Here is a 12,963-nt window from a genome sequence, read left to right as displayed (position 1 = left end):
CGAGCACAGGCCTGCAAGCGCTGACGTTGACCGGATCAATCATCGTTAACGTCGCCCGTCGCCCACCCTGGCTCACATCTCCCCTGGCTCGCTATCGCCGCCATCGAGCCCCGCTGTGAAGCCGCCAAGCCGTCCGCTCGGCTTCGGGCGGGGTTCCAGCGGCAGGGCCGGCTGTTCCTGATCGGCGGCATAATCGGCGATGCCGCGCCCCTGTCCCAGCAGGCCGGCCGCCTTCAATTCGTCCAGCCCCGGCAGGTCGGCCAGTGACGACAGGTCGAAATGATCCAGAAAATGAGGCGTCGTCGCCCATTCGAGCGGTCGCCCCACCGCCTGCCGCCGACCGCGGGGGCGCACGAAACCGGTTTCGATCAGCAGGTCCAGCGTCCCGCGCGCCAGGGCCACGCCGCGGATTTCCTCGATCTCGGCCCGGGTCACCGGCTGGTGATAGGCGATGATCGCCAGCACCTCCAGCGCCGCCCGCCCCAGCCGGCGCGGCTCCACCACCCGCGCCTGCAGATGCGGGGCCAGATCGGGGGCGGTACGGAAGGCCCAGGCGTCGTCGCGGCGCACCAGCTCCACCCCGCGCCCGGCATAATCGGCGGCAAGACTGTCCAGCACGGCATCGATCGGAGCCCCCGCCGGCAGATACTCGGCCAACCGGTCACGGCCGAGCGGCTCGGCGCTGGCGAAGAGCACCGCCTCGATCACGCGGCGCGCATGGGCGAAACGCTCCGTGTCGTCACCGCTCATCTCCGCCCTCCTCGTCATCCGTCGGAACCTCGTCCATAGGGGCCCGGGCGTCCGGATGTACCATCAGCGGCCCGCCGCCTTGCCTCTGTGCCACCGCAAGCCGGCCCTGACGGGCCAGTTCCAGCACCGCCACAAAACTGGCCGCCAGGGCGGAGCGTCGCTCCAGCCGTCTGGCGCGCGCAGCCGCCACCTCGGCCGCCGCCATGGCCAGCGGGTCGCCCGTCGCCGGCAGCGGCCGGGGGGCCGGCAGATCGGGCAGCAGGCCGATCAGCGGCACCCAGCGCCGCGGCAGCCCGGGCAGCATCGCTCCCAGCCGCTCGATCGCCTGATCGATGGTCATCAGCCGCGACGGGGTGACCGTCAGCACATTGCGAAAGCGTCGCTCGGCGATCCGGGCATAGGCAGCGATCAGGTCACCATAGCCGTCGGTCGCCTGGCGCTCCACGATCCTGACCGCCGCCCCTGCCCCGCCCGCGGGAAACCGGTCCAGCAGCAGCCGCGGCCGGGCGCGCAACACCTCGCCCGCCCGCCGCATCGCCTCCAGCCGGCGCAGCCGCAGGGCCAGGGCCGCCGCCATCTCCTCGGCCGAGGGCTCGTCTTCGTCCGCAGACGGCGCCTCGTCCGGCAGCAGCAGGCGCGATTTCAGGTAGGTGAGCCAGGCGGCCATCACCAGATAATCGGCCGCCAGTTCCAGATGGCGGCGGCGGGCCTCGGCGATGAAGCCCAGATACTGATCGGCCAGCCGGGTGATGGAGATCTTCTGCAGATCGACCTTCTGGTCGCGGGCGAGCGACAGCAGTAGGTCGATCGGCCCTTCGAAACCGTCGAGGTCCAGGACAAGCTGCATCGGACGCGGCGCCGCCGCCGCGTCCGATGCCGTCATGTCCGATATGGGGCCATGCCCGATGTCGCCGGCCATGTCACCGGCCCCCGAACCCGGTCAGTCGCCGATCAGGCCGGCAAGCGCCTTGCGATCGGCTGAAACATCCAGCTGGGCCGAACGGCGCTTCGCCGCCCAGGCCGCCGCCGCCGTCAGCCGCCGCCGGGCTTCGGCCGTCACCAGGGGGGCCGCTTCCAGCACCGCACGGGTTTCGGCCGTGTTGCCGTTGCAGTGGAGCACCGCATCACAACCGGCCGCCAGCGCCGAATTCGCCCGCCAGGACATGTCGCCCTCCAGCGCCGCCATGCAGACGTCGTCGGACAGCAGCACGCCGTCGAAGCCGATTTCGCGGCGGATCACCTCGTCGATCACCTTTGCCGACAGGGTCGCCGGCAGGTCGGGGTCGATCGCCGGATAGGCGACATGGGCGGTCATCGCCCAGGGCAGGCGGTTGAGCGCCAGGAAGGGGGCGAAATCGGCTGCCCGAAGCGCCTCCAGATCGGCATCGACCACCGGCAGTTCCGCATGGCTGTCGGTCTCGGCCCGGCCATGGCCGGGGATGTGCTTCACCACCGGCTGCACGCCGGCCTCGCCCAGCCCCGCCGCCATGGCGCCGGCCAGTGCCGCCACCTTGACCGGATCGGCGCAATAGGCACGATCGCCGATCACTTCATGAGCATGGGCGAAGCGGATATCGGCCACCGGCGCACAATTGACGTCGATGCCGAGCGAGATCAGGTCATGACCAATCAGCCGGCCGGTCAGCCGGGCAGCCGTCAGCCCGGCCGCGGGATCCTTGGCATGCAGGCGGCCGATGGTCCCCGCCGGCGGCACCACACCCCAATGCGGCGGCTTCAGCCGACGGACACGTCCGCCCTCCTGGTCGATCAGGACGGGGGCATAGGGATTGCCGGCCGCCTCGCGGAATTCAGCGACCAGCGCCGACAGCTGCTCGGGTTCGTCGACATTTCGGGCGAACACGATCAGCCCCAGCGGGCGCTCGCCGGCGATGATCGCCCGTTCCTCTGCCGTCAGCTTCAGCCCCTGACAGCCGATGATGATCGGGCGCAGATCGGCCGGACACGAGGGGGTTGCGGGCGTGCTCATGGTGCCACCGGAAAACAGGCGAGCTTCGCCTGGGCAAAGCGGCCGCAGAGCGCCTTGGCGGCGGCACCGTCGGCCAGCGGACCGGCCTGGAGTCGATACAAGGTACCCTTGTCCTTCACCTTGACCGGAACGATCACCGGCTGCAGGCCGGCGACCAGTTCCTTGTTACGGGTGCGCAATGTGTCCCAGCCCTTGCGCGCGCCGGCCTCGTCGCCGAAGGCTCCCAGCTGAACCTTCCAGCCGGCCAGCGAGGCAGTCGCGTCGGCGCCGGTGCGCACGTCGCGCAGATCGGGAGACTTCGGCGGCTCCACAGGCTTCGGGGCTTCGGCCGGCTTCGTCTGCTCGACGGGCTTGGCCTGTTCGACGGGTTTGGCGGGCTCCACGGGTTTGGCCGGCTCGACCGGCTTCGGGGCCTCGGGGGCGGGCTTCGCCTGTTCCACCGGTTTCGGCGTCTCGGCAGGCGCTTGAGGCTGCGGCTGGGCGGGAACCGGCGCCGCCTGGGCCGGCGCCTCCTGCACGGCCGGCTGCTCCGGCGTCTGGTTCTGGGCCTGCGCAACCTCCTGCCCGGCCGCGTCCGGCGCCTCGGCCACCAGCGCACCTTCATCCGGTTCGGGCAGGATGGGGTCCTCTGGCGGCGGCATCAGCCGCTCCACCGGCGCCCGCTCGGGCTCCGTCCCGGTTTCGGTGCCACCGCCGAGCGCGTCGTAGACGGTCTTGTCGCGATGCGGCACTTCCATGCCGCCGGGATCCTTGGGCAGCGACTTCATCGGCGTCTGATCGGCGGTGATCAGTGGCGGCGGTGCGTCGCGCATCGACACATCGCGCTGATCGAAGGCGTACCAGACCAGGCCGCCGAACAGGATCAGCGCCGCCGCCACGGCGACCGGACGCAGGCGATGGCGCCGCGGCAGCGGGACATGGCCGGCGGGCTCGAAATCGTCGTCGCGCGGCGGCCGCGGCCCTGCGGCGGGCCGGCGCGGCTCGGCGCGAAGCCCGCCCTCGTCGTCGCCGTTGAGCGGCGGTTGCGGCATCAGTGCAGCTCCTCGACCGGTTGCACACCCATCACGCCCAGCCCCGAGGCGATCACCAGACGGGCGGCCTCGATCAGTGCCAGGCGGGCGGCGACGATCTCAGGATCGTCAGCCACGATGATCCGCAGGCTCTCATCCTCTCGGCCTTTCGTCCACAGTCCATGAAGTTCTGCGGCCAAGTCCTGGAGATAAAAGGCGATTCGGTGTGGCTCATGTGCATCGGCCGCGCCCTGCACCACTCGCGGCCATTCGGCCAGGCGGCGGATCAGGCCCAGTTCGGCATCATGGGTCAGGCGATGAAGCGGTGCGGCATCGGCGGCCGGCGCCTCGATGCCCATCTGGTCCTTCGCATTGCGCTGGACCGATCGGGCACGGGCATGGGCGTACTGAACGTACCAGACCGGGTTGTCGCGCGACTGCTCGGTGACCTTCGCGAGGTCGAAATCGAGCGTCGCATCGTTCTTGCGGGTCAGCATGATGAAGCGGACCACATCGCGGCCGACCTCGTCCACAACCTCGCGCAGGGTGACGAAGGTGCCGGCACGCTTGGACATCTTCACCGGCTCGCCATTGGCCATCAGATTGACCAGCTGGCAGAGCTTGACGTCGAGTTCGGCCTCGCCGCCCGAGATCGCCTTCACGGCGGCCTTCATCCGCTTGACGTAGCCGCCATGATCGGCGCCCAGAACGTCGATCTGTTCGGGCCAGCCGCGACGATATTTGTCGAAGTGATAGGCGATGTCGGCAGCGAAATAGGTATAGGCGCCATCGGACTTCTTCAGCGCCCGGTCGACATCGTCGCCAAAATCGGTGGCGCGGAACAGGGTCTGCGGGCGCGGCTCCCAGTCGTCGGGCAGCTTGCCCTTGGGCGGCTCCAGCACGCCTTCATAGATGTGCCCGGCCTGGGTCAGCGCCGCCAGGGCGGCATCGATCGCACCATTGTCGTGCAGCACCTTTTCCGACGAAAACACGTCGTGGCGCACGCCCAGCGCTGCAAGATCGTCGCGGATCAGGGCCATCATCGCCTCGACGGCACGGGCCTTGAACACCGGCAGCCATTCGCTGTCGGGGGCCGCCGCCCAGCGGTCGCCGAATTCGGCGGCCAGCGCCTGGCCCAGCGGCACCAGATAATCGCCCGGATAGAGGCCGGCCGGAATCTCGCCCACCGTCTCGCCCAGCGCCTCGCGATAGCGGATATGGACCGACCGCGCCAGCACCTCGATCTGGCTGCCCGCATCATTGATGTAGTATTCGCGGCAGACGGTATAGCCCGCCTTGATCAGCAGGCTGGCCAGCACGTCGCCGACCACGGCGCCACGGGCATGGCCGACATGCATCGGCCCGGTCGGGTTGGCCGAGACATATTCGATATTGACCCGCCTTCCGGCGCCGGCAGTCAGATCGCCATAGGCGGTCCCGGCGGCCAGCACGCTCCGCACCACGCCCTGCCAATAGGCGGGCGACAGGCGCAGGTTCACGAAGCCGGGGCCGGCCACGTCCACCGTCTCGACATCGCCGTCGGCACGCAGCCTCTCGGCCAGCGCCTCCGCAATGTCGCGCGGTTTCATGCGGGCCGCCTTGGCCAGCACCAGGGCGGCATTGGTCGCGAGATCGCCATGGGCGGCATCACGCGGCGGTTCCACGGAGATGTTGGCGGTGTCCAGATCGGCCGGCAGGCGGCCCTCGGTCCCGAGCGCCCCGACGATGCCGGCGATTCTGGCGCGAAACTCTTCGAAGACGCTCACGTCACGTCCTGACGAATGGGTTGAACAACTTTTCGTACTCGTCGCGGGCATGCCTGTCGGTCATGCCCGCGACATAGTCCACGACCACGCGGGCGGTGACGGCATTCCCCGGCCCTTCGGCCCGTTCACGCCAGCCATCGGGCAGGCATTCCGGCTCGGCCAGGAACAGCGCCACCAGATCCCGCACCACCCGGCGCGCCTTCGACGTCATCCGGTTGACCCGGACATGGCGATAGAGCGCGCCGAACAGATAGGCTTTGATCGCGTGCCTGTCTTGGTCCATCTCGGCGGAAAACGCAACCGTCGGCGCGCCCAGCGCCCGTGCATCATCCGCATGGGCGATGCCCGCCGCGGCGATCCGGCGCCGGGTTTCCGTGATCAGATCCGTGACCATGCGATCGATCAGGCGGCGCAGAAGTTCGCCGATCAGCCGGCGCTGTTCAAGCCCCGGATACGCGGCAACCAGCTGCTTGAGCAGCGGCCCCGCCAGCGGCTGTTCCGCCACATCCGCAATCGACAGCAGCCCGGCCCTGAGCCCGTCGTCGATGTCGTGGGTGATGTAGGCGACGTCATCGGCCAGGGCCGCCACCTGCGCCTCGATCGACGGCCAGCCGTCCAGATCCAGCGGCTTGATGCTGCTGATCGCTGCCAGGGTCTCGGTCACCACCGGCGGCTTGGGGCGAGGATCGGCCAGCGGCCCGGTCATCGGCCCGTTATGCTTGGCGATCCCCTCGATGGTTTCCCAGCTGAGGTTCAGCCCGTCGAAGGCGGCATAGCGCCGCTCGAACATGGTGATCACCCGCAGCGCCTGGACATTGTGGTCGAAGCCGCCGAACTCCGCGGCCGCCTGGGCCAGCGCTTCCTCGCCGGCATGGCCGAAGGGCGGATGGCCCAGATCATGGGCCAGCGCCACCACCTCGGCCAGATCCTCATCAAGGCCCAGCACCCGGGCGATGGTGCGGCTGATCTGCGCCACCTCCAGGCTGTGGGTCAGGCGGGTGCGGTAATGGTCGCCCTCGTGGCTGACGAAGACCTGGGTCTTGTACATCAGCCGGCGGAAGGCCCGGGCGTGAACCACCCGGTCGCGGTCCCGCTGAAAGGGCGAGCGGATCAGGCTCTCGGGCTCGTCGATCAGCCGGCCGCGGGTCGGGCGGCAGGCATAGGGGGCGAGACGGGACGAGCTGTCCCGGGGGTCGGCTGCGGCCATGATCTCCTCGTCGACCTCTCGGCGATGCCGGCGCCGGGGCGGCCCGGTCAGGCCCTTCCAGGCTACGCCGAAGCCGGAAGCCCATCAACCGCCCGAGGACAGGCCGTCGTTGACCTCGGGGCCGCACTTGCCTACATCTTGGATCCAAATAACGGGTGAGAAACCCGCGATCCGGTATCGACCTGCGAGGAGGTCCAGCAGATGGCCGCTTCCGACGCCGCCCTCACCTCGGGCAACGGCTCCGCCGGCACGCCCGGCCTGCCGCCGCTGACGCTGAGCGCCCGCGCCGCCCGCCACATCAATCGCATTGCCGAGAAGGAAGGCGTGGCCGTCCGGCTGCGCATCGCCGTTTCGGGCGGTGGATGCTCGGGCTTCCAGTACGAATTCTCGATCGACAAGGGCGGCGTGCAGCCGGAAGACGTGGTGATCGCCCGCGACGGCGCCGAGGCACTGGTCGACGAGGCCTCGATCCCGTTCATCATCGGCTCGGAGCTTGATTTCGTCGAGGATCTGACCGGTTCGCGCTTTGCGGTCACCAATCCCAATGCCACGGCCTCCTGCGGCTGCGGCACCTCGTTCAGCGTGTTCTGAGGCAGCCCGGCCCCGATGATCATCGCCACCTGGAACGTCAATTCGCTCAAGGCCCGTCTTGGTCATGTGCTCGACTGGCTGGCCGAAGCGACGCCGGACATCGTGCTGCTTCAGGAACTGAAGCTCGAGACCGACAGGTTCCCCGCGGCGGAGATCGAGGCGGCCGGCTATCATTTCGCCGCCCACGGCCAGAAGACCTATAACGGCGTCGCGATCCTGGCCAAGGCACCGATCACCGACGTCACCCGCGGCCTGCCGGGCTTCGAGGACGAGCAGGCGCGCTGGATCGAAGGCACGGTGGCGATCGGCGACCAGGGCGTGCGGGTGGCCAGCGTCTATGTGCCGAACGGCCAGTCGGTGACGTCGGAGAAATTCCCCTACAAGCTCGCCTTCCTCGACGCCTTCGTCAGCCATGCCCGGTCGATGCTGGGCGATGCCAGCCGCCCGGCGGTGATCGGCGGCGATTTCAACATCGCGCCCGAGGCCGGCGATCTCTACGACCCCAAGGGCTGGGCCGGCGACGTGCTGTTCCATCCGGAAGAGCGCCGCCGCTTCCGCGCCGTGCTCCACCAGGGCTGGACCGATGCCTTCCGCGCGCTTCATGCCGAAGCAGGCCGCTACAGCTGGTGGGACTACCGCGCCGGCATGTGGCAGAAAGATCACGGCCTGCGCATCGACCATCTTCTGCTCTCGCCCGAAGCCTGCGACCGGCTGGAAGCCGCCGATATCGACCGCACCCCGCGCGGCCGCGACAAGGCGTCCGACCATACCCCGGTCTGGGCCCGGCTGTCCGATCAGGCGCGCATCAACGCCCCCTATGGTGCCCCGGAAGGCGAAGCTGCCGCCTGAGACGGCAGCTTCGCCCCGGGAAGGGCTCAGTCGGTCACAGCCCCCTCGCTCGCCGGACGGGCCAGCCTGGCGAACTTCGACAGCACACCGCGGTTGTAGCGCGGTGCAGGCGGCGTCCAGGCCGCCCGGCGGGTCTCCAGCTCGGCATCGCTCACATTCAGCTGGATCAGCTGGCGATGGGCGTCGATGGTGATCTCGTCTCCCTCCTTGACCAGCGCGATGGTGCCGCCCTCGCTCGCCTCGGGCGTCACATGGCCGACCACCATGCCCCAGGTCGCGCCCGAGAACCGGCCATCGGTGATCAGCCCGACGCTCTCACCCAGCCCGCGGCCGATGATCGCCGAGGTCGGCGCCAGCATCTCGGGCATGCCCGGGCCACCCTTCGGCCCCAGATAGCGCAGCACCACCACATCGCCCGGACGGATCCGGTCGCTCAGGATCGCATCCATCGCCGAGGGTTCGTCGTCGAACACCCGTGCCGGCCCGGTGATCACCGGGTTCTTCAGCCCGCTGATCTTGGCGACGGCACCTTCGGTCGCCAGGTTGCCCTTCAGGATGGCGAGATGGCCCTCGGCATAGATCGGCCGGCTGATCGGGCGGATCACCTCCTGATCGGCCCGCGGCTCGTCGGGCACATGCTCCAGCTCCTCGGCCAGCGTCCGGCCGGTGATGGTCATGCAGTCGCCATGGATCAGCCCGGCATTCAGCAGGATCTTCAGAACCTGCGGCACGCCGCCGGCCTTGTGCAGATCCACCGCCATGAACCGGCCCGAGGGCTTCAGGTCGCAGATCACCGGCACCTTGCGGCGCACCCGCTCGAAATCGTCCAGCGACCATTCCACACCGGCGGCATGGGCGATCGCCAGATAATGCAGCACACCATTGGTCGAACCGCCGGTCGCCATCATCAGCGCCACGGCATTCTCGATCGATTTGCGGGTGATGATGTCGCGCGGGCAGAGGTTGGCCTCCACCGCCTTCACCAGCACCTCGGCCGCGCGTGCCGCGCCCGCCACGATCTCCTCGTCCGGATTGGCCATCGACGAGGAATAGAGCAGCGCCATACCCAGCGCTTCGAAGGACGAACTCATGGTGTTGGCGGTATACATGCCGCCGCAGGATCCGGTCGACGGGCAGGCATTGCGCTCCACGCCCTCGAAATCCTCTTGTGACATCCGGCCGGCCATGAAGGCGCCGACCGCTTCGAAGGCCGAGACGATCGACAGGTCCTGGCCTTTCCAGCGTCCCGGCTTGATCGTCCCGCCATAGACATAGATGCCCGGCACATTGCAGCGGGCGAGCGCGATCATCCCGCCCGGCATATTCTTGTCGCAGCCGCCGACCACCAGCACCCCGTCCAGCCACTGGCCCTGGACGCAGGTCTCGATGCAGTCGGCAATGACCTCGCGAGAGATCAGCGAGTACTTCATGCCCTCGGTGCCCATCGCCATGCCGTCCGAGATGGTGGGCGTGCCGAAGACCTGCGGATTGGCGCCTGCCGTCCTGACGGCAACCGTCGCGGCATCCACCAGCCGCTGCAGCCCGGCATTGCAGGGCGTGATCGTGGAATGGCCGTTGGCGATGCCGATCATCGGCTTGTCGAAATCGGCCGCCTGATAGCCCAGGGCGTAATACATCGCCCGGTTGGGTGACCGCGCCACGCCCTGGGTGATGTTGGCGGACCGCCGGTTGTTCGCCATCTTCTCGTCTCCTCCCGCTTCCGTACCGCGGCATTCGGGGCTGCGGCTTCGATCCGCCCATTGTCGATGGATCGAAGGCAGGAAGAAACAGGTTCCGACGCGACGTGGACCCGTCAGGGCACGAGCACGGCCGCCCCCTGAAACCGGCCGTGGCGCAGATCGTCGAGCGCGCGGTTGGCATCGGCCAGCGGGTAGATGGTCGTCGACGTCTTCACGCCGGCCCGCGGCGCCAGCTCCAGGAATTCATGACCATCGGCACGGGTGAGATTGGCGACCGACACCAGCCGGCGTTCGCCCCAGAGCAGGCTGTAGGGGAAGGACGGGATGTCGCTCATATGGATGCCGCCGCAGACCACGATGCCGCCCTTGCGCACCGCCGCCAGCGCCTTCGGCACCAGATGGCCGACCGGCGCGAACAGGATCGCCGCATCCAGCTCCGCCGGCGGCGTCTGATCCGAGCCGCCGGCCCAGGCCGCGCCCAGGGCCCGGGCATGAGCCTGCGCCGCGCTGTCGCCCGGGCTGGTAAAGGCAAAGACCTCCCGCCCCTGCCAGCGGCAGACCTGGGCGATGATATGGGCGGCGGCGCCGAAGCCATAGAGCCCGATCCGGTCCGCCTCCCCCGCCATTTTGAGCGAGCGCCAGCCGATCAACCCGGCACACATCAGCGGCGCCGTCGCCACCGGGTCCAGATCATCGGCCAGCGGAAAGGCGAAACCGGCATCGGCCAGCATGTGGGTCGCGAAGCCGCCATCGCGGGTGTAGCCGGTGAATTCGGGGAAATCGCACAGGTTCTCGGCCCGCATGCCGCAATAGCGGCAGGTACCACAGGCATGCCCCAGCCAGGGCACCCCCACCCGCCGCCCGGCAAGCGACGGGTCGACGCCGGCGCCCAGCGCCTCGACCACACCCACCACTTCATGCCCCGGCACCACCGGCAGCTTCGGGTCCGGCAGATCGCCATCGACCACGTGCAGATCGGTGCGGCAGACCGCGCAGGCCAGCACCCGGACCAGGATCTGCCCGGGGCCCGGTTCGGGATCAGGCCGCGTCTCCATGACCAGCGCCGTTCCCGGCCGCTGCAGAACCATCGCCTTCATCTCGCCATCTCCCGCGGTGCCGTCACCTCGTCAGGCACTCTCGCACAGGGGTCGGGAGGGCGATTTGACCCCGGTCAAATCCGGTCAAGCGGTGCCGGCGATCATCGCCTTCAAGGCGTCGCCATCCAGGGTCTCCTCTTCCAGCAGCCGATGGGCGGCACGGTCGAGCAGTGCACGGCGTTCGGTCAGCGCGGCCACCGTCCGCTCGAAAGCCTGGTCGACGATCTGGCGGACCTCGGCATCGATCGCCGCCGCCGTCACATCCGAAAAATCGCGCGGCCGCGGCATGCCGGTCAGATCTTCCGGGCTGAGGAAGGATCGCCGGTCGCGCTCCAGCGCCACCTGGCCCAGCGTCTCCGACATGCCATAGCGGGTGACCATGGCGCGGGCGATGTCGGTCACCTTGGCGAGATCGTCGGCCGCACCGGTCGAAAGATGATGATAGACCACCCATTCCGCCGCCCGGCCACCCAGCAGCACCGCCATCTTGTTTTCAAGCTCGGTCCGGGTCATCAGGAAGCGGTCCTCGGTCGGCCGCTGGATGGTGTAGCCGAGCGCGCCGATGCCGCGCGGGATGATCGAGACCTTGTGGACTGGATCGACCCCGGGCAGCACGCTCGCCATGATCGCATGGCCCATTTCGTGATGGGCCACGATCTCGCGCTCACGCGGGTTCAGCAACCGGTTGCGCTTCTCAAGTCCCGCGACGATCCGCTCCACCGCGTCGTTGAAATCCTCCATGGTCACCGCGTCGCGGCCATGGCGGGTGGCGAGCAGCGCCGCCTCGTTGACCAGATTGGCGAGGTCCGCCCCGGTGAAGCCCGGCGTCAGCGCCGCCACCCTGGCCGCATCGACATCCGGGGCCAGATCGACCTTCTTCATGTGGACGTTCAGGATCTGGATCCGCCCGGGCTTGTCGGGGCGGTCGACCAGAACCTGACGGTCGAAGCGGCCGGCGCGCATCAATGCCGGATCCAGAATTTCCGGCCGGTTGGTCGCCGCCAGCAGAACCAGCCCCGATGACGGGTCGAAGCCGTCGAGTTCCACCAGCAGCTGGTTGAGGGTCTGCTCCTTCTCGTCCTGACCGCCCGACATCGGCCCGATCGCCCGCGCGCGGCCGAGCGCATCGAGCTCGTCGATGAAGATGATCGCCGGCGCCTTCTCCCGTGCCTGGGCGAAGAGGTCGCGCACCCGTGCCGCGCCCACGCCCACGAACATCTCGACGAATTCAGAGCCCGAAATCGAATAGAACGGCACCCCCGCCTCACCCGCCACGGCTCGGGCGAGCAGGGTCTTGCCGGTGCCGGGAGGACCGACCAGCAGAACACCCTTGGGCATGCGCGCGCCCAGCCGGCCATAGCCCTTCGGATCCTTCAGGAAGGCGACGATCTCTTTCAACTCGTCCTTCGCCTCGTCGACGCCGGCGACGTCGTCGAAGGTGACGCCGGTGTCGCGTTCGACATAGACCTTCGCCTTGCTCTTGCCGACCTGCATCATGCCGCCGCCGAGCCCTGCCCCCATCCGCCTCAGGATGAAGATCCAGACGCCGGCGAACAGAGCGACCGGCAGCACCCACGAGAGCAGATCACGGAAGAAAGTATTCTCCACCTGCCCCTTCACCACCACGCCCTTGTCCTGAAGCTGGCGCGCGAGGTCGGGCTCCACACGGGTGGTAACGAAGCGGGTCTGGCCGCCTTCCAGCGGCTCCTTCAGCGTGCCCTGGATGAAGCGGTCCGAGACCGCGACCTCGGCGATCTTCCCCTCGGTCAGATAGGTCTCGAACCGGCTGTAGGGGATCTCGGCGACCTGCTGGGCGGTGGTGAAGACATACTGGAACACCAGCAGCGCGAACAGGGCCGCGAACCAGTACCAGAGGTGAAACTGCGTCTTCTTCTCCATCACCCGTCACCTTACGTCGTGCGATCTGCAATGATGCTAACACCATCCGCCGGGGTGGGGGTGGCCGGGATCGCATATCAGCGACACGCCCTCACCCAGGGGAATCG

Annotated in this window: 11 protein-coding genes; 2 read left to right on the top strand and 9 right to left on the bottom strand. The window is 68.7% G+C overall.

Annotated features, from left to right (window positions below; translation table 11 throughout):
- Nucleotides 1-72: 72 nt before the first annotated feature.
- The 6 genes from scpB to TMO_RS07580 form a co-directional block, all read right to left on the bottom strand.
- The gene (scpB, locus tag TMO_RS07605) at nt 73-750 is read right to left on the bottom strand and encodes an SMC-Scp complex subunit ScpB (protein ID WP_014745029.1); all 678 of its coding nucleotides are present in this window, start codon (nt 748-750) and stop codon (nt 73-75) included.
- On the bottom strand, nt 740-1,597 hold the full coding sequence (locus TMO_RS07600; protein ID WP_228382280.1) for a segregation and condensation protein A: 858 nt from the start codon (nt 1,595-1,597) through the stop codon (nt 740-742). Before TMO_RS07600 ends, scpB begins: the two co-directional genes overlap by 11 nt.
- A gap of 93 nt (nt 1,598-1,690) precedes the next feature.
- Entirely contained in the window at nt 1,691-2,737 is a 1,047-nt protein-coding gene (gene nagZ / locus TMO_RS07595) for a beta-N-acetylhexosaminidase (RefSeq protein ID WP_014745027.1), read from the bottom strand.
- Nucleotides 2,734-3,768: an SPOR domain-containing protein gene (locus TMO_RS29220; RefSeq protein ID WP_014745026.1), complete on the bottom strand. Its 1,035-nt coding sequence runs from the start codon at nt 3,766-3,768 to the stop codon at nt 2,734-2,736. Before TMO_RS29220 ends, nagZ begins: the two co-directional genes overlap by 4 nt.
- A complete protein-coding gene (gene argS, locus TMO_RS07585; protein ID WP_014745025.1) occupies nt 3,768-5,513 on the bottom strand; it encodes an arginine--tRNA ligase in 1,746 nt (581 codons plus the stop codon). The genes TMO_RS29220 and argS overlap by 1 nt, the downstream gene beginning before the upstream one ends.
- 1 nt (nt 5,514) lies before the next feature.
- Nucleotides 5,515-6,720, bottom strand: a complete 1,206-nt coding sequence (locus TMO_RS07580) for a deoxyguanosinetriphosphate triphosphohydrolase (protein ID WP_014745024.1) — start codon at nt 6,718-6,720, stop codon at nt 5,515-5,517.
- 201 nt (nt 6,721-6,921) lie between these two features.
- Here TMO_RS07580 and TMO_RS07575 point away from each other — a divergent pair, with 201 nt between their 5' ends.
- The gene (locus TMO_RS07575) at nt 6,922-7,311 is read left to right on the top strand and encodes a HesB/IscA family protein (protein ID WP_014745023.1); all 390 of its coding nucleotides are present in this window, start codon (nt 6,922-6,924) and stop codon (nt 7,309-7,311) included.
- Nucleotides 7,312-7,326: 15 nt separating this feature from the next.
- The gene (gene xth, locus TMO_RS07570; protein WP_014745022.1) at nt 7,327-8,160 is read left to right on the top strand and encodes an exodeoxyribonuclease III; all 834 of its coding nucleotides are present in this window, start codon (nt 7,327-7,329) and stop codon (nt 8,158-8,160) included.
- A gap of 26 nt (nt 8,161-8,186) precedes the next feature.
- On the opposite strand, the gene ilvD is transcribed toward xth, so the two are convergent.
- The 3 genes from ilvD to ftsH all read right to left on the bottom strand — a co-directional run bounded on the left by ilvD (nt 8,187) and on the right by ftsH (nt 12,856).
- On the bottom strand, nt 8,187-9,860 hold the full coding sequence (ilvD, locus tag TMO_RS07565; protein WP_014745021.1) for a dihydroxy-acid dehydratase: 1,674 nt from the start codon (nt 9,858-9,860) through the stop codon (nt 8,187-8,189).
- 113 nt (nt 9,861-9,973) lie between these two features.
- Nucleotides 9,974-10,957: a zinc-dependent alcohol dehydrogenase family protein gene (locus TMO_RS07560; RefSeq protein ID WP_014745020.1), complete on the bottom strand. Its 984-nt coding sequence runs from the start codon at nt 10,955-10,957 to the stop codon at nt 9,974-9,976.
- Between the two features lie 84 nt (nt 10,958-11,041).
- Nucleotides 11,042-12,856, bottom strand: coding sequence for an ATP-dependent zinc metalloprotease FtsH (gene ftsH / locus TMO_RS07555; RefSeq protein WP_014745019.1), 1,815 nt, complete (start codon nt 12,854-12,856; stop codon nt 11,042-11,044).
- Between the last annotated feature and the right edge of the window lie 107 nt (nt 12,857-12,963).

Source organism: Tistrella mobilis KA081020-065, from assembly GCF_000264455.2.
GTDB classification, from domain to species: Bacteria; Pseudomonadota; Alphaproteobacteria; order Tistrellales; family Tistrellaceae; genus Tistrella; species Tistrella mobilis.
This window is presented reverse-complemented; position numbering and strand designations above follow the sequence as displayed.